17 protein-coding genes are annotated in these 18,042 nt (G+C 35.3%); 10 read left to right on the top strand and 7 right to left on the bottom strand.

Features of this window, described 5'->3' with window-relative positions:
• Positions 1-37 precede the first annotated feature (37 nt).
• Complete coding sequence (gene gyrB / locus ACJJVN_RS03605; RefSeq protein WP_405369692.1) at positions 38-1,975, bottom strand: DNA topoisomerase (ATP-hydrolyzing) subunit B; 1,938 nt, start codon at positions 1,973-1,975, stop codon at positions 38-40.
• A gap of 170 nt (positions 1,976-2,145) precedes the next feature.
• Here gyrB and ACJJVN_RS03600 point away from each other — a divergent pair, with 170 nt between their 5' ends.
• Positions 2,146-2,694: a DUF2911 domain-containing protein gene (locus ACJJVN_RS03600; RefSeq protein WP_405377159.1), complete on the top strand. Its 549-nt coding sequence runs from the start codon at positions 2,146-2,148 to the stop codon at positions 2,692-2,694.
• Here ACJJVN_RS03600 and ACJJVN_RS03595 read toward each other — a convergent pair.
• On the bottom strand, positions 2,691-3,323 hold the full coding sequence (locus ACJJVN_RS03595) for a 7-carboxy-7-deazaguanine synthase QueE (protein WP_405377158.1): 633 nt from the start codon (positions 3,321-3,323) through the stop codon (positions 2,691-2,693). The two genes, ACJJVN_RS03600 and ACJJVN_RS03595, sit on opposite strands and share 4 nt — an antisense overlap.
• 134 nt (positions 3,324-3,457) lie before the next feature.
• On the opposite strand from ACJJVN_RS03595, the gene ACJJVN_RS03590 reads away from it, so the two are divergent.
• The 9 genes from ACJJVN_RS03590 to ACJJVN_RS03550 all read left to right on the top strand — a co-directional run bounded on the left by ACJJVN_RS03590 (position 3,458) and on the right by ACJJVN_RS03550 (position 10,159).
• Complete coding sequence (locus tag ACJJVN_RS03590; protein WP_405377157.1) at positions 3,458-4,162, top strand: hypothetical protein; 705 nt, start codon at positions 3,458-3,460, stop codon at positions 4,160-4,162.
• Between the two features lie 102 nt (positions 4,163-4,264).
• Positions 4,265-5,782 carry a helicase HerA-like domain-containing protein gene (locus ACJJVN_RS03585; RefSeq protein ID WP_405369696.1) on the top strand — a complete coding sequence of 506 codons (1,518 nt, stop codon included), beginning with the start codon at positions 4,265-4,267 and terminating at the stop codon, positions 5,780-5,782.
• Between the two features lie 97 nt (positions 5,783-5,879).
• Positions 5,880-6,428 carry a hypothetical protein gene (locus ACJJVN_RS03580; protein WP_104516073.1) on the top strand — a complete coding sequence of 183 codons (549 nt, stop codon included), beginning with the start codon at positions 5,880-5,882 and terminating at the stop codon, positions 6,426-6,428.
• Between the two features lie 11 nt (positions 6,429-6,439).
• Positions 6,440-7,282, top strand: a complete 843-nt coding sequence (locus ACJJVN_RS03575; protein ID WP_405369697.1) for an alpha/beta fold hydrolase — start codon at positions 6,440-6,442, stop codon at positions 7,280-7,282.
• A 149-nt stretch (positions 7,283-7,431) separates the two neighbouring features.
• The gene (locus tag ACJJVN_RS03570) at positions 7,432-8,454 is read left to right on the top strand and encodes an AI-2E family transporter (protein WP_405377156.1); all 1,023 of its coding nucleotides are present in this window, start codon (positions 7,432-7,434) and stop codon (positions 8,452-8,454) included.
• A gap of 62 nt (positions 8,455-8,516) precedes the next feature.
• Positions 8,517-9,059 (top strand): ClpP family protease, encoded by a 543-nt coding sequence (locus ACJJVN_RS03565; RefSeq protein ID WP_104516071.1) that lies wholly within the window; start codon positions 8,517-8,519, stop codon positions 9,057-9,059.
• Between the two features lie 64 nt (positions 9,060-9,123).
• Positions 9,124-9,333 carry a hypothetical protein gene (locus tag ACJJVN_RS03560; RefSeq protein ID WP_405369700.1) on the top strand — a complete coding sequence of 70 codons (210 nt, stop codon included), beginning with the start codon at positions 9,124-9,126 and terminating at the stop codon, positions 9,331-9,333.
• Complete coding sequence (locus ACJJVN_RS03555; RefSeq protein WP_348116160.1) at positions 9,330-9,746, top strand: VOC family protein; 417 nt, start codon at positions 9,330-9,332, stop codon at positions 9,744-9,746. Before ACJJVN_RS03560 ends, ACJJVN_RS03555 begins: the two co-directional genes overlap by 4 nt.
• Complete coding sequence (locus ACJJVN_RS03550) at positions 9,743-10,159, top strand: YkvA family protein (RefSeq protein ID WP_405377155.1); 417 nt, start codon at positions 9,743-9,745, stop codon at positions 10,157-10,159. The genes ACJJVN_RS03555 and ACJJVN_RS03550 overlap by 4 nt, the downstream gene beginning before the upstream one ends.
• On the opposite strand, the gene ACJJVN_RS03545 is transcribed toward ACJJVN_RS03550, so the two are convergent.
• The 5 genes from ACJJVN_RS03545 to ACJJVN_RS03525 all read right to left on the bottom strand — a co-directional run bounded on the left by ACJJVN_RS03545 (position 10,144) and on the right by ACJJVN_RS03525 (position 17,986).
• Positions 10,144-11,784 carry an amidohydrolase gene (locus tag ACJJVN_RS03545; RefSeq protein WP_405377154.1) on the bottom strand — a complete coding sequence of 547 codons (1,641 nt, stop codon included), beginning with the start codon at positions 11,782-11,784 and terminating at the stop codon, positions 10,144-10,146. The two genes, ACJJVN_RS03550 and ACJJVN_RS03545, sit on opposite strands and share 16 nt — an antisense overlap.
• A 70-nt stretch (positions 11,785-11,854) precedes the next feature.
• Complete coding sequence (locus ACJJVN_RS03540) at positions 11,855-12,655, bottom strand: TlpA family protein disulfide reductase (protein WP_405377153.1); 801 nt, start codon at positions 12,653-12,655, stop codon at positions 11,855-11,857.
• A gap of 57 nt (positions 12,656-12,712) precedes the next feature.
• Positions 12,713-13,042: a hypothetical protein gene (locus tag ACJJVN_RS03535; protein ID WP_405377152.1), complete on the bottom strand. Its 330-nt coding sequence runs from the start codon at positions 13,040-13,042 to the stop codon at positions 12,713-12,715.
• A 186-nt stretch (positions 13,043-13,228) separates the two neighbouring features.
• Positions 13,229-14,956 carry a hypothetical protein gene (locus tag ACJJVN_RS03530; RefSeq protein WP_405377151.1) on the bottom strand — a complete coding sequence of 576 codons (1,728 nt, stop codon included), beginning with the start codon at positions 14,954-14,956 and terminating at the stop codon, positions 13,229-13,231.
• Between the two features lie 6 nt (positions 14,957-14,962).
• Complete coding sequence (locus ACJJVN_RS03525) at positions 14,963-17,986, bottom strand: tetratricopeptide repeat protein (RefSeq protein WP_405377150.1); 3,024 nt, start codon at positions 17,984-17,986, stop codon at positions 14,963-14,965.
• Between the last annotated feature and the right edge of the window lie 56 nt (positions 17,987-18,042).

The following is an 18,042-nucleotide window of genomic DNA, read 5'->3' as shown; positions in this document are numbered from 1 at the left end:
ATAAAAGAGAGCTTTTTTAAATTATCACGTACTTTATCTATGCATCAATATTTGCATAAATCGCATTTTTCTCTATAAACTCTCTACGAGGTGGTACTTCATCACCCATTAACATAGAGAACACACGGTCTGCCTCTGCAGGACTATCTATGGTAATCTGACGCAATGTTCTAAATTCAGGATTCATAGTAGTATCCCAAAGCTGATCTGCATTCATCTCACCTAATCCCTTATAACGTTGAATAGCTGCTCCACCACCGAAACTTTCTGCTATTTCATCACGATCTTTATCTGACCATGCATAGCGTTTTTTAGCACCTTTCTTCACAAGATATAAAGGCGGCGTTGCTATATAAATATATCCTAGTTCCACTAACTCCTTCATATAACGGAAGAAGAAAGTAAGAATTAAAGTTGCAATGTGAGAACCATCAATATCGGCATCACACATAATAACAATTTTATGGTAACGTAGTTTCTCAAGATTCAATGCCTTAGAATCTTCTTCAGTTCCTATAGTAACACCTAGAGCGGTATAAATATTACGAATCTCTTCATTTTCAAAAACTTTATGCTGCATCGCTTTCTCAACATTAAGAATTTTACCTCTTAACGGCAGGATAGCTTGGAACTCACGGTCACGACCTTGTTTTGCCGTACCACCTGCAGAGTCTCCCTCAACAAGGAATACCTCACACAAAGTTGGATCAGTTTCAGAACAGTCAGAAAGTTTACCAGGTAAACCACCACCACTCATTACCGTTTTACGCTGCACCATCTCACGAGCTTTGCGCGCCGCATGACGTGCTTGAGCAGCAAGTATTACCTTTTGAACAATTATTTTTGCGTCATTAGGATGCTCTTCTAGATAATCTTCAAGCATTTGAGACACCGCTTGAGAAACAGCACTTGTTACCTCTCTGTTACCTAATTTCGTTTTTGTTTGTCCTTCAAATTGTGGTTCTTGAACTTTTACAGAAACAATAGCAGTAAGCCCCTCACGGAAGTCATCTCCTGCAATATCAAATTTTAATTTATCTAATAAACCAGAACCATCAGCATACTTCTTTAATGTAGAAGTAAGACCACGACGGAAACCAGCTAGATGCGTTCCTCCTTCATGCGTATTAATGTTATTTACATAAGAATGTAGATTTTCAGAATAACTGTCGTTATAAATCATCGCTACTTCTACAGGAATACCATTTTTCTCACCTTCCATAGAGATCACATCTTCTATAATAGGCTGGCGAGTATCATCTAAGAAACGTATAAATTCTTTAAGACCTTCTTCCGACTGGAATACCTCAGTAATATTATTCCCTTCTTCATCTTGTCTTCTAGCATCAGTAAGGATAATTTTTATTCCTTTATTTAAAAATGCTAGTTCACGTAACCTATTTGCTAGAGTATCATAATTATACTCTGTAGTCTGTTGAAAGATAGAACGGTCTGGAGTAAAAGTAACATCAGTACCTCTTTTATCTGTTTCACCTATAGCCTTAACAGGATACATAGCTTTACCACGCTCATATTCTTGCTCCCATATTTTACCATCACGGTAAACGGTCGCTTTTAAATGATCAGAAAGTGCATTTACACAACTAACACCAACACCGTGTAGTCCACCAGATACTTTGTAAGAATCTTTATCAAACTTACCACCTGCACCGATTTTAGTCATTACTACTTGTAATGCAGACACTCCTTCTTTTTTATGAATCCCAACAGGAATACCACGACCATCATCAGTCACGGTAATACTGTTATTCTCATTTATCTGTACAGTAATATTATTACAATGTCCAGCAAGCGCTTCATCTATAGAATTATCAACCACCTCATAAACTAAGTGATGCAAACCTCTAACTCCTACATCTCCTATATACATGGATGGACGCATGCGCACATGCTCCATTCCTTCTAACGCCTGAATCTGATCTGCGCCGTAATTTTTATTATTTTCTTCGCTCATAAATACGTATGATTTTTACTGCTATTTGCGTAATACACAAATATAAGAAACCACTAATGTTTATAGGCCTTAACCATTAAAATAGCAGCTTAAGTTATTAACAAATTATTAATAGGCATATGGCATTAATATTGATTAATTTAGGTCTATCATAATCAACAACTCATACTATGAAAAATATTCAAATTATTCTCTTTTGTCTAACCTGCTCATTTTTCTCCTTTGCACAAAATGAGAGCGACCTAACTTTCTCTCAACTAGATAAAAGCCCACTAGATGTGGTTATGTATCGCGACGCAAATAAAGCCGCTGTTGCTAGAGTAATCTACAGCCGCCCATCTAAACGTGACAGAGAAATTTTCGGAAAATTAGTTCCTTATGACCAAGTATGGAGAACTGGCGCAAATGAAGCGACTGAGATCGCGTTTTATAAGGATGTGAAATTCAATAATGAACTAGTAAAAGCAGGCACCTACTCTCTTTACACTATTCCGAGTGAAAATAATTGGAAATTTATACTTAACACAGACACCACACAATCTGGACTTGAATATGACGCCTCTAAAAACCTAATCACCACCACTATGGACGTACTTCCATCACCACAGGAAATAGAGTCCTTCTCTATAAGCTTTGTAGAACAAAACAATGGAGGTATGTTATTCTTAGGTTGGGACGACACTATCGCTAGCGTACCTTTTACCGTGGTAAATCCCTAAGGTATATTTAAATACTTATGAGTTTGCAAAGAGACTTGCCATTCTGGATTTTCCATAACGAATTCGGTAATAAATGGAATCATTTTTTCACGCACAGACCACTCTGGCTGTAAAAAAAGCTTGCATGTAGAAGATACTTTTTCAGATTCCGCTTTCGCGAAAGCGAGATCATGACGATTAAATACGATTACCTTAAGCTCATGTGCTGCTTCATAGACTTCAGGAAGTGGCATTTTTGCTTTTTTAGGCGATAAACAAATCCAGTCCCAATGACCAGAGAGCGGATAGGCTCCACTGGTTTCAATATGCACATCAAGAGAGGCATTTTTTAAACCTGCAGTAAGAGGCTCCATATTCCATGTAAGAGGTTCTCCTCCTGTCACTACTATAGTTTTACTATACTTTGCTGCATTTGCCACGATTTGATCCACACCTGTAGGTGGGTGTTTTTCTGGATCCCAGCTCTCTTTTACATCGCACCAGTGACATCCCACATCACAACCACCTACTCTAATAAAATAAGCCGCGCGACCAGTATGATATCCTTCACCCTGAATGGTGTAAAATTCTTCCATTAAAGGCAACATAGTACCTTTTTCAACCTGTTGCTGTATTGTTTTCTCTAGCATCTTGCAAAGATACGTTAGCTTTTACATTATTTATAACAGAGTAACATATGATAAATTAATACATTTGTAAAAAATATAATTCCTCAACTATATTTTATTCAAATACTTAACCATACTCACTCTTTACTTTCTTCATGAAAAAATTCTTTTATTTACTTATAATAATCTCTAGCCAGATTATTACAGCCCAAGTAGGTGTCAATACTTCAACCCCTGATGACGGCTCTGCATTACAAATAGATAGTACAACTGGCAGTTTTGTCCCTCCTAGAATGGATACTGCCGCAATGAATTTAATCCCAACGCCTCTAGAAGGCTCTATTGTATTTAATACAGATACAAAATCATTACACATTTATACAAATTCAAATTGGGAGAACCAGGCAGTTCCTACCATACCACAAATAACATTATACAAAAGTTTTAACGGAACTGAGAACATAGGAACTGATTCAAATTTTCATCAATTTCCTATAGGTGAAGACCCTGGAGAAATCCTCTCTTCAGATCCTACCTATTTTGACGTTATATCTGACGGAAAAATTAGAATACTGAAATCTGGAACTTATCAAATAAGTGGAGGAATTTCCTTGCGCAATGTTAATAGTGGTGACCACAAATACATATTAGGCGTTTTTATAAGCTCAAGTCGCAAAGGATACTTGTGTCGTGGATATGCTAATATACCTGGAAGCAACGATTACTGGGGTGCTTCTGGGGTGTTTCAATTTAAAATTACAGCTGGTCAAGTGCTCGACCTACGTTTTTACCTAACTAATAGCGACACAGTAGAACCATTAGACTTTTGTGATATAGGGATCTTAAGAGTATCCGATTAAATCAAACCGTTTTAAAGACAAGATAAAAACAGTTCTTCGTTATTGCAGAACTGTTTTTTTATACCCAAATTTTTGAATTACTTTTGAGGAAACACTTTTTTCATGTCCCAAAAAGATGAATTTTTCAAATATATAACTGACGGTTACAGCCCAAAAGGCGATGCTATCATTATGGGTGCTGCAATGTTAGACGGCGAGACGTTAACAAATGCACATGTAAAAATCCCATTAAAAACTATGAACCGTCATGGTTTAATAGCTGGTGCCACAGGTACTGGGAAAACAAAAACGTTACAAATAATAGCCGAGCAACTATCACAACAAGGCGTACCTACTCTATTGATGGATATAAAAGGGGACCTTTCTGGTATAGCTGCAGAAAGTCCTGGACATGAAAAAATAGATGAGCGTCACGAGAAAATAGGTCTAGATTTCAAAAAAAGAAAATCACCTGTAGAAATCATGACTATTTCTGAACAAGACGGAATTAAAATGAGAGCTACCGTGAGCGAATTCGGCCCGGTGCTTTTATCAAGGATTCTTGATGTTACAGAAACGCAAGCCGGTATTATATCAGTAGTTTTCAAGTATTGTGATGATAATAAGTTACCTCTACTAGACCTAGATGATTTAAAAAAGGTATTACAATATGCTACTGGAGCAGGTAAAGAAGAATTCCAAGAAGAGTATGGCCGCATATCTACATCTTCTACTGGTGCAATTCTTAGAAAACTTATCGAACTAGAACAACAGGGTGCTCAACGTTTTTTTGGCGAGCGTAGTTTTGATGTTAAAGATCTAGTAAGAAAAGATCGTGACGGTAACGGATATGTTAATGTAATAAGACTTACCGACATACAAGACAGACCTAAGCTTTTCTCTACGTTTATGCTAAGCCTGCTGGCTGAAATATATTCTACTTTTCCTGAACAAGGTGATAGTGATAAACCTGAGCTTATTTTATTTATAGACGAGGCTCATTTAATTTTTGACAACGCAAGCAAAGCATTACTTAGTCAAATAGAGAGTATTGTAAAATTAATACGTTCTAAGGGAATAGGTCTTTATTTTGTAACTCAAAACCCAACAGATATACCTGAAGGGGTATTAAGTCAACTAGGACTTAAAATACAGCATGCACTAAGAGCTTTTACTGCAAAAGACAGAAAAGCCATAAAGCTTACCGCACAAAATTATCCTGAAACAGATTATTACAACACTGCCGAAATACTCACATCGTTAGGTATAGGAGAAGCTTTAATAAGCGCACTAGATGAGAAAGGAAGACCTAGTCCTCTAGCTGCAACCCTATTGCGTGCTCCAGAAAGTCGCATGGATGTTCTATCTGACAGAGAACTAAGTGATCTCATTGCAGATTCTGAACTTACTGATAAGTACAATGAAGAAATAGATCGAGAAAGTGCTGAAGAAATTCTACAGAAAAAAATAGAAGAGGCAAATGAAGAGGAGATCAAAGAAAAGGCGGCAAAGGAAAAAGCAAAAGCTCGTAAATCTTCTACTTCTAGAACTAGCACCAGACAGAACCCTATCCTAAAAGTATTAACCAGCGCTTCTTTTATTAGAGGAGTAATGGGAATTTTAGGTAAAGCGTTAAAATAATTTAAGAGTTAAAATACTAATAAGAACTTTAAAATAAATAATGCAAAACTCGTGTAGTTTCTCTAGCAATTGTAATTTTACATCTTTAAATAAAAATATGAAAAAAGTAATAGCGTTAATTGCCGTAATAGTCGTACTAGCCAGTTGCTCTAAAGATCAAGATCCATTTGAATGGAATAAAGATCGTGTAGGTCACCTGACTAAAGACATGAAAGTATTTCAATTAGATAGCATTTATGCAAACGATAGTATTGTAAGAGCGGTCAAAGGAGATGAATTTAGTAATGGCGCAAACCAAATAGAGATCTTTGAAAAAGGTGGAGCACATTTATTAACTCTTACACCTAGTGAAGCGCTAGATAGTACAGCTACTATTGAGAATATTATTATACGTGACGAGCGTTTTACTACTTTAAAAGGTATTACTAAAAACAGTACTTATAAAGAGATAAGTACAGCATATAAAATAAGTAGTGTAGATAACATGATCGACGATGCTGTAATATGGGTAAATGAAGAAAATTTTTATTTCACTATATCTAAAGATGATTTACCTACCGATGTGAAATTTGACATTAGTGCTTCTATAGAAAAAACGATGATTCCAGAAGACACCAAGCCACTTTATATGTTTGTATCCTGGTAATTTAAATACTCATGAAAAAAACACTTCAAAAAGCCATACCTAAACTGTATGGCTTTTATTTTAATACGATTCACCTATTCTCTAAAGAAAAGGCAGCAAGTCTAGCGCTCAAAGTATTCAGCATACCTAGAAGAGGTAAAATTGCAGAACATCAAAAAGAGTTTCTTAGTACGGCTAGAACACAAAAGATAGCCTTTGAAGATGGCTTATTTCAGCTCTATCACTGGAAAGGTAACGGTCCTACAGTCTTATTAAATCATGGTTGGGAATCTAACGCTTACAGATGGAAATACCTTATTGAACCATTACAGAAACTAGACTATAACATAATCGCTATAGACGCACCTGCCCACGGAGCTTCTGACGGTGAATTATTTACCGCTGTAAAATATTCAAAAGTTATTACGACGGTTATTGATTTATATGAGCCTAAAATAGTAATCGCTCATAGTGTAGGCGCCATGGCTACTATATATCAAGAATCAAATCATCCACATAATTTTATAGAGAAATTAGTTTTATTAGGTAGCCCTAATAAACTAGAAGTTATTATGCGCGGTTATCAAAACATAACTAGCTTCAACAACTCTGTTTATGGTAGTTTAAACAACTTACTTAAAAATACTTTTGGCTTTCTAATAGAAGATTTTGTAGCTGCAGATTTTGCAGAGAAAATTCAAATCCCTTCCCTAATTGTCCATAATCCGCAGGATGTGATTGTACCCTATGCTGCAATGGATGAAATAGCTGCAAAAATGCCTAATTCCAGCACTTATACATCTCAAACTGGTGGTCATAGTTTGTACACTCCAGAAGTGATAGAAGAGGTTCTAAAGTTTCTGGCGAGACCTTAATTACATTTATATTAACCTATAATGATTGATTACTAAGCAAATTAATTATAAATTCATTAAAAATAAATTAACCGCATTTATTACACATAGGTAAAATTTCAAAAGAGTAAAGAAGAGCTAACAATTTCATTAAGAAATAACTGACCCTTATGACTGATCAGATTCCTACTACTAAGATACGCCAGCTATTCATCCTATTAATCATAATAGGTATTCTATTCTTGATAGGCATGGAACTACTTCCTTATTTAGGAGGCGTTTTAGGTGCTGTTACTTTATTTATTTTGCTCGCACCACTTCAAGAGAAGCTTGAAAAAAGAAAATGGAAACCTGCACTAGCCGCAACGCTTCTTATGTTTTTATCGTTTGTGATTATTCTATTACCTATTGCAGGAATAGGATTGATGCTTACTTCTAAAGTAAAGACAGCTATCCAGAACAGTACAGCTATAACCGACGCTATAAAATCAGAGATTTCTAAAGCTGAAGAATTAGTAGGAATGAACATTTCTGAAAACATAAATTCTAGTGAAGTAAGTACATGGATATCCCAAAACATCCAAGATCTCGCAAACTCTAGCCTTACCGTAACCATCTCTGTAGGGATCATGTTCTTTTTATTATACTTCATGTTAACCGAGCGTAAGAAATGGTTAGCAACAGCTTTAGTGTACTTACCTCTTAAAGAAGAAAACACAAAGAATATAGGTAAAGAAAATATAGACTTAGTAAAATCAAACGCCATAGGCATACCGCTAGTAGCCTTACTTCAAGGTGTTGTTGCTTTGATAGGTTACTTCATATTCGGCGTGGATAACCCATTCTTTTGGTTTGTAATCACCATAATAGGTAGTATGATTCCATTTGTAGGAACAGCTTTAGGAATATTACCGGTATGTATTTTATTATTCTCACAAGGAGACACCACCGCTGCTATAGGAATACTGATTTATGGCGCCGTGGTTGTAGGTTCTACTGATAATTTATTTAGACTGGTAGTGCAAAAACGCCTAGCCGACGTACATCCACTAGTTACACTTATAGGTGTAGTAGTCGGTGTACCTCTATTCGGTTTTATAGGACTTATCTTTGGACCTTTATTAGTAAGTTTATTTTTACTACTCGTAAAAATTTACAAAAACGAATATGGCAAACAAGGTAAGAAGATATAGTCTTGTTAATTGAGTAGATTTATTTTTTAAGATTCCGTATTTTTAACCCAAATTAAAATTGAATGAGCAAAGCATTTAAACTTCAAGATAAAATAGACGAAACTTACATTGAACAACGCAAATTGTTCATTTGGGGAATGGTAGATGATAAAACAGCTAGACATTGTGTAGACAGATTATTGTACCTAGATTCTTTAAGTAATGAAGAAATCACTTTTGTAATTAATAGTCCAGGTGGTTATGTAACTGCTGGTTTTTCTATTTATGACACGATGCAAGAAATTAAAAGCCCAGTAAGCACTGTATGTAGTGGTCTTGCTGCATCTATGGGTTCTTTACTTCTTTCTGGCGGTACTAAAGGACGTCGCATGATACAAAAACACGGTCGTGTAATGATACACCAGCCTAGTGGTGGTGCTCGTGGTACCAGTGCAGACATTGAAATCACTGCAAACGAGATTCTTAAAACTAAAGAATTAAGTGCTCAAATCCTTGCAGACAACTGTGGACAGACTTTTGAAAAAGTGATGAAAGATTTTAACCGTGATTACTGGCTAGGAGCTGATGAAGCTTTAGCATACGGAATCGTGGATGGTATTTTATAAATAACATAACACATTTATTCAAAAAGCCAGCTTATCTTTAAGCTGGCTTTTTAATTTCATAAAAATGGTTAGAGATTACTTAAACGCTTACTTTAGAACAATTTCATTTATCTTTTTAATCTTGTTCGGTATTTATGCGATACTTACTATAGGTTCAGAAGAATACTTAAAATCATTTGTCATTTCTTTTTCATACACCTTACTGCCAGTTGTAGTAGGTAACATTCCCATCGCCTGGCTTTATTATTACATCCATAAAAAATTAACTAAATGAAACTAACTCCTTTTCACCTAGCTATTCCTGTTAAAGAAATCACCACTACACGTGCGTTTTATCGCGATACATTAGGCTGTAAAGAAGGACGCAGTTCTGACCATTGGGTAGACTTTGATTTCTTCGGCCATCAACTAGTTATACATGTGACAGAAGAGGCTCAAAAAGCAGCCATTAATGCCGTAGATGGTAAGGCCGTTCCTGTTCCACATTTTGGTGTCGTTCTAGAATGGGATATTTTTCACGCTTTCGCGAAAGCGGTAAAAGAAAAAGGCATCCAGTTTATAATCGAGCCGTATATAAGATTTGAAGGACTGCCAGGCGAGCAAGCCACTATGTTCTTTCAAGACCCAAGCGGAAATTCATTAGAATTTAAGTCCTTTAAAGACTTTGATCAAATATTTGCCTCATGAAACTATTCAGAAAAAAAATAAATTTACCTGACGAAGATTACACTCTAGAGACCGTAGAACAGACTACTGTCGCAGATGTGGATGACGCTATAGAAAAAGAAGAAAGTATTACTTCTACTATTGCAAATTCTGGCTTTTTAAAAAAATATGCCCAGCTAGGTAAGATCATGTTTATGATGATTAAAGATTATCGTAAAGGCATTTATACGAACATCCCATGGTTTACCATTGCTGCTATTACTACTGGGTTATTATATGTTTTTAGCCCTATAGACCTTATCCCAGATTTTATTCCAGGATTAGGATTTATAGATGACCTAACTGTACTTTCATTTGTAACCGGATGGATCGAGACCGACTTACATAGATATCTAGATTGGAAACTTAAGGAAGATTCTTATTTAGAAGAGTAAACCAACTTACCATTACTATAAGTAGCACTAACTTTCAAATTAGGAACTTGCTCTATAGCAACTTCCATTAAATCTTTATCTAACATAATAAAGTCGGCTGCTTTTCCTATTTCTAGACTTCCTTTTTCATTTTCTTCAAAATTAGAATAAGCTGCCCAAATGGTCATACCTTTTAGTGCTTCTTCACGAGAAAGTGCCTGGTCTGCACGGAAACCATTTTCTGGAAAACCGCTGGTGTCCTTTCTTGCTACTGCTGCATAAAAGGTCAAAAACGGATTTACCTGCTCCACAGGGTAATCAGTTCCTAGAGCTAGCATATTAGACATACCCAAAAGCTTCTTATAAGCATAAGCTCCTTGAATGCGCTCTTCTCCTACTCTATCTTCTGCCCAATACATATCGCTAGTAGCATGAGTGGGCTGCACCGACGGAAGAATATTTTCTGTATCAAAAAAACCAAAATCTGCTGGATCAACGATTTGAGCGTGTTCTACTCTCCATCTTCTGTCTTTTTTATCACTAAGTAATTCCTTATAATTTTTTAAAACCACATAATTAGCACTATCACCTATCGCGTGTGTGTTCATCTGGTAGTCAGTAGCTGCGATGCGCTCTGCAATACCTCTGAAATCTTTTACACTACTCAATAAAGCTCCATAATGATCGTGTTTATCTGAATAGGATTCTTTCATTGCAGCACCGCGACTACCTAGAGCGCCGTCTGCATAGAACTTTACCGACCTTACATTTAGGTGATTTGTTTTTACCACTCCTTTATTTAAATAATAATCTAAGTTTTCTGGCGTGTTAGAAATCATCGCATAGATCTTCATTTTTAAAGTTCCATCTTGTTGTAGACTATCGATAAGTTCTATGGTAGAACGCATTAAACCAGCGTCATCTACCGTAGTAATTCCATAACCGAAGTTGATCTCCTGAGCATCCATTAAAGATTTAATAGACTCTTCGGTAGTTTCTGCAGGGAAAACCGCTTCTACTAATTCCATAGGGTTATCTACTAGTATTCCGGTCAACTTTCCTTCTTTAATTTCAATAGCTCCACCGAATGGATCTGTATCAACAGTAATACCAGCTAATTTCAAAGCGGCATCGTTTGCAATCATCGCATGACCATCTATTCTTGTTAAGGCAACTGGAATGTCTGGAAATAATTCATTGAGCTTTTCATTAGTAGGAAATTCTTTTACATCCCAATCATTTTGATCCCAGCCGCGACCTATAATAAAGCTTTTGCTATTCTTCTCTTGAAAATTTACAACCTCTTGTATCACCTCATCATAGCTAGACGTACCCACTAGATCTACACGCTGTAATTGCTGTCCTAAACCATAAAAATGACAGTGAGCATCTATTAAACCAGGATAAATAAACTTACCAGAAGCATCTATAGTTTTAGCAGCCTTTAAGTTTTGAGCTTTTAAAGCTTCCTTGCTACCTACAAAAACAACTTTACCATCTTTTACTGCCATAGCAGTTGCCGTGGAGAAGTCCTTATTTACAGTATAAATTTGAGCATTTTCAATTATGAGGTCTGCTGTGATTTGTTCTTTCTCTTGACAAGAAATAATCAACACAAGCGCTAGTAAGGAAAGTATTTTTTTCATGATGTGAAAATAAGATCTAGACATCAAAAAGAAAATAAATTTCAAGAAAACTCACTCAAAATTTTAGATATCATTCTTTTATCAAACCATCGATCATATCCTCAAACGAATTTAAATAATACCATTCATTTTCTTTAATACTGGATGCTTTATAAATTACTTCTCCTTTTTTATTAAAAACCAAATATGTAGGTGTTGAATTGACATCAAATTCTTCCCAAATAGAATTATCTGCAAAAAGATTTTTGAATGAATATTCTGCTACATATTGTTTAACATTAATACTGGCATCTCTTTTAGGAATAGGCATATTCACTGTCAAGAACAAAACTGATGAATCTTTATATTTATCTGCCATCTCTTGATATTTGGGAAAATATCTAATACATGAAACACAAGTGCTACTCCATAAATCTAAAACAACAACCTTTCCTTTAATCAAACTATCTAAATCTACAGAATTATCTTTCATGTCTTTAAATAAGACATTACTTGATAGTTCGGTTTTAATAATTTTCTGTTGGGAAACTGTATAATGAATCCAGTTAGGCATAAAAACATAGCCACATGAAATTATTATGAGTACATAAAAAACTGAAAAGATCTTTTTATGATGACTACCAAAAACGATTGGAAACCTTGCAGCAAAAAAAGAACTAAATATAGATACTAAACATATAGGCAATACATGCCATAGTGACTTGTAAAAAACCATTAAAGTATATAAAATGAAAAACGGTGCAATTAGCAACAAGGTGTTCTTAACAACCTCTCTTTTATTATTACTTTTAAAAGTTAAATAACTATTTGTACCATAATAGATCACACCGACTATTACAAATTGATTTTTCCAATTTAATATAGCTGACAATAATGCAACAGCGGTTACTGTTATAATGATGAAGAATTTATTAGTAGTTTTAATAAACTAGATTATTAATTTCGTTCGATGATCTACACGCAGTAATTGTTGTCCTAAACCATAAAAATGACAGTGAGCATCTATTAAACCAGGATAAATAAACTTACCAGAAGCATCTATAGTTTTAGCAGCCTTTAAGTTTTGAGCTTTTAAATCTTCCTGGCTACCTACAAAAACAACTTTACCATCTTTTACTGCCATAGCAGTTGCCGTGGAGAAGTCCTTATTTACAGTATAAATTTGAGCATTTTCAATAATGAGGTCTGCTGTGTTTTGTTCTTTCTCTTGGCAAGAAATAATCAACACAAGCGCTAGTAAGGAAAGTATTTTTTTCATGATGTGAAAATAAGCCACAGAAACTATTAAAACAATTAATTACTGCAGCTTGTATACATGCTGACAATTATAGTTTTTAAACATAAAAAAAACTCACTCAAAAGTTAATTGAGTGAGTTCTTTAATTGAATGAGTTTACTAGCTATTTAATTGTTCCGCTTTCGCGAAAGCGGAATTAAAACAATTTTAAAAATCAAATTTATAAACTGCTCCACCCATAATCTGTAAATTTTGAACTGGGTAATCTAAGTAATATTCATAGTTACCACCTGTAAGATTCTGACCTCTTAAAAAGGCAGTTAATTTAGGATTGATTTTATAGTTAACGTCTAGGTTAAGATCTACAAAAGAATCAAGAGTCTCTGCTCCTACTCCATTTCTGAAGGCCTCTCTCTCACCAACGAAGTAAAGTGTTGCTCCTACATTCCATTTTTCATTGATCTCATAATTCCCCACAAGGTCTGCAGTGAATTCTGGTAAATGAGAAGCTACGTTATTAAAAGCATCTCCTTCTGAAACGTCATAACTAAAACCGGTCGCATTTAAACTAAGGTTAAATGCGGTATTCACATCATAGCTTAATGTTGCTCCATAAAGTGTTGTATTTAAATCTGCATATTGTGTGTAGAACACGTTTCCATATTCATAAGCTTCTAGACCTGTAGTTGTGGTTGCTCCTACACCTTTATTATAAAAAGACTTGCTCTCTTCTATCTTATAACCACCGAATACTTTGTACCCAAAGTTTTCAGATATTTTACCTTTAAAACCTAATTGAGCATCTAACAATCTGCTAGTAGGTATCACGTCTATTGCTGGTGCTAGAAAAACATTTTCTGCGGCAAATTGCTGTAATGAATTCATATCTAGACCACCACCTAAGGTAACATATGGAATAAATTTTTCTTCTACTACGATATAACTCGCTACCACATCTGGATAAACATACACATCACTTTCTGATGCCTCACTGTTATTGAGGTAATTAACCGTCGCACCTAATTTTACTTTATAATTATCGCCATAAAGGTTAATCGATGGATTTAATCCTGCTTTTAAGTAAGTGTACTCGTCTGCTGCTGGAATTAAACCTTGTGTATCAAAACTACCGCTCAAGTAATCTAGCTCTACTCCTAGTGCAACCTCTGTATCCAAAATATCAAAACCTAATTGAGGTTGTGCATTAAAGCGTATCTCACTACCGTCATTGCTCGATGTGGTACCAGTAAAGTTTACATCTACACCTTTAAAAACACCGTCAAAGAAAGTTGCTTTACCGCCTAAAGCATAAGATAGGTAGTTAAAAGCAACGTCTGTATCTTCTGTCAATAGGTTAAGTCCGTTTTCATAATCTCCATACCAGTTTGCTGTTTGATATCTAGCACCTGCTGTGATTCCCCAATTCATATCTCTGGTACGTTTTCCATAAGAAACATCTAGTGAGGTGTCCGAGTAAGAATCGTCTGCAATAGCTTCGTCTATACCACCTTGAGAAGAGTTATGATTAAAGAAAACTCCTAGATCACTATCTCTATCTAACTCAAAGTTGGCAGCAAATTCACCCAAAACATTAATGTAATTACCTAATCCTAAACGTGCATAGTTTTTAAAGTACTTAGCCTTTTGAGTAGGTTTTAATCTAGACAGACCAGTTTTGGCCGGAGTAAATGTACTGGCTACAGGAATAGAGAAAATACTATAAGTAACCGGTTTCTTTTTCACCTTAGTTGTATCACTAAAACTTGGGTTACTTTTTACCTTAAAAGCATCGCTTATGGTAGGATCATAGGCTTTTACCACCGTAATCGTACCACCGTTTAAACGGTCTTCCTCTTCTTCTGTAGTTTGTGCAGTAGCGACAGTTGCTGTTAAAGCTACTATTGCTAGTGTTATATATTTTATATTGAAATTCATTGTTTGCTAGTTTTGACTTGTCGGTACGACAGATGAATTTGTTTTTGCAGCTTCATTTTTAATCTTATTCAGCTCGCTTTGTGCAGTTGCTACTACTTCTGGATATTGTGTGAAATTTGAAATCACAGCGTCAAGAATAGTAGTTGCATTAAGAGTTTGATTTAAGGCAGCATAACTTTTTGCCATAACCACAAGACCTTTTGCACTCCACAACTTATAACCACCATAGTTCTTACTTAAACCATTTACTGTAGCAATAGTTGCATCGTGATTTCCTTCTTTATTCTCAAAGTAGGCTTTATAATAAGTAGCCTCTGCAGCAAGACTACCAGTTGCTGTCTCTCTTACTTTTTCATAACCTGCTTTTGCAGCGGCTTCATCACCTTGTTTCCATGAAGAACGTGCGATAATAATTTCGGCATCAGACTTTACATTATTCTCGATACTAGAATCACTTAATACTTTGTTTGCATAAGTAACAGCTTCAGCATACTTCTCTGTCTCATAATAAGCCTTCATTAAGTTAGATTGTGCATAAATGATGTTCTGAGGGAAATCTGCCAGTTGTTCTAACTGTTTCATAACAGGAATAGCTTTTACATAATCCTTAGTCCCTAAATGAATTTCACTTAACCTAGCCAGTGCTTGTTCTGTAAACTCACTTCTTTCTTTGGCAGTTACAAACTCATAATGAGAAATACTTTCTGACTTCTTGTTTTGTGAGAATAAGGATTGTGCAAGGTAGAAGTGTGCTTTTAAAGCATGTTTACCATTAGGAAATTGCTTTAAATACTTATCCATTTCTCTTGCAGTTCCTTTCATATCACCTTGAATAAATGGCTGCTCTGCACTTTCATAAGCCGTGTCGTCTAGCTCATTATCTGTAACCTCAACTCCATCTAGACCTCTTACCCATACGGCATAATCGTTAGTACGACCTTGATCTATATACACCTGTCTCGCACTACTTATAGCTTGCACTGCTTGTGGAGTACCTGAATATTTATTTGCTACTTGTTTAAACACCGTTAAAGACGCATCTAGATTACCATCATTATATAACTGTAATCCTTTGCGCATCATTGCCTGAGAAGTGTAACTACTATTAGGATATTCTGCAATTAACTTATCATAGGTACTAATACCTTTAGAAACCTGGTTGGTATTGATATAAGTATTACCTAATTCATACATCACGTCATCTCTATATTTTGAAGATTTAAATCTGGTAACAAAACCTTCTAGGTCTTCTATCTTACGGTCATTTTTCTGTACAAATCCATAAGAAATAGCCTTTTGAAATGCTGCATAGTCAGAATTAAAACCATTCATCTCGATAGCTTTATTATAAGCTTCCATTCCTGGCCAGTATTTTTTAGTCACGAAATTTGCATCCCCTATTCTTAAGTAAGCATCATTTAACCTAATGCGATCGTTGCTTGCGTCCGACTGATTTGTATAAGCGGTAAAAGAAGAAATTGCTGCGTCATACTTTTTCAATTTAAACTCTGTATAACCCATATCATAATTATATAAATCGTCTTCTTCTATGGCAGTACTCATTTTATTTGCTGCTTTAAAATTAGAATAAGCACCTGTAAAATCATTGAGCTGGTACATACTTTCTGCCTTCCAGAAAGTTGCTTTTTTCTTAAGTTCAGGATCTGTAATGTTATCTATTGCTTTATTCAAATTACCTAAGGCATCTTGATATTCTCCAGCTGTAAATAAATTAAGACCGTAGTATAAAGCTACTTTACCATAAACTGCTTCGTTCCCTTTTATTCTGCCATCTTCTAATAAGTTAATTGCCTCTTTATAATTCTTTGAAGTAAAATAAGAGTCTATTAGAAATTCATTCATCTCTTCGTTCTTATCTGTTGCAGGGTATTTTTCTAAATAAGCAAGAATAACCGCTGGCACACTATCGTATGGATTCCCATTTTCATAACTAAGCTTTGCATAGTTATAAGAAGCATCTTGCGCTATTTGAGCATCTAGATCCATCTCACTGGCTTTCTTAAAAGCATTAAGAGCATCTTCATTACGATCTAGTTTAATATAACTTTGACCCAAATGGTAATAGGCATTTTGAGCAGTAGCATTCTCACCGTCTATAATTTTATTAAAAGTCTCTACCGCTTTTTCAAAGTTACCCTGCTTGTAATAAGCATAACCTAGCTGATAATAATCATTATTATTCCACTTACCACGTACACCTTGATACTTTTCTAGATAAGGTAAGGCCTCTGTATAATTTTCTTTGTTAAAAAGAGACTGTCCTATAATACGGTTTAATTCTGATTGTTCTTTGCGGTTAGATTTAGCCAATTGTTTTTTTGCTAGCTCTATTGCTTTATCAAAGTTTCCTAATTTGTAATTTAGGTCTGCTTGATAATAAGAAAGTTTCTCATCTGTCTCTGGAGATTCTCCTACTTCATCAAAAAGATCGCTAGCTTCTTGCAATTCATCACCTTCATAAGCTATGTAACCTAGATAATATTTTGCTTTACTGCCGTATTCAGGATCATCACTTACGCGGTTTAAAAAAGGTTTTGCCTCATCATACTTTTTAGACTGCACAAGAGTATAACCTGTATTAAAGTAATAACGGTTAGCTTGCTTTCGCGAAAGCGTGCTCTTATCTACTTTTTGATACCATATTGCGGCTTTTCTATAATCACCATTATCAAAATAGTAATTTGCCACATCAATAACAGCAGAGTTTTTCTTTGTAGATGTAGGATATTCTTCTACAAAATTTTCTACTAGCGCGTCTGCATTACGCTGGTTTAAACGTACAGCACAGTTTGCGATATAATAAGATGCATTCCCTTTAATCACCTCATCACTAGAGGCGTCGAGCACTTTTTCAAACAGTCTTTGCGAGGCCAGATACTGGTCTTCTTGATAAAGATCTATCGCCTGATTGTAAATAGCCAGGTCGTCGGTAAATATTTTGGACTGTTGTGCGTTAGTTATACCAGTGATACTGATTATAAACAACAGCGCCATTGTTAGTTTTCTCATAATAAGAAGGATTCTAATTGTTAGAGTAAAATTATGATTTCCTAAGCTAGAACGTC

It is taken from the genome of Nonlabens sp. Asnod3-A02, assembly GCF_045063755.1.
Taxonomy (GTDB): Bacteria; Bacteroidota; Bacteroidia; order Flavobacteriales; family Flavobacteriaceae; genus Nonlabens; species Nonlabens xylanidelens.
This window is presented reverse-complemented; position numbering and strand designations above follow the sequence as displayed.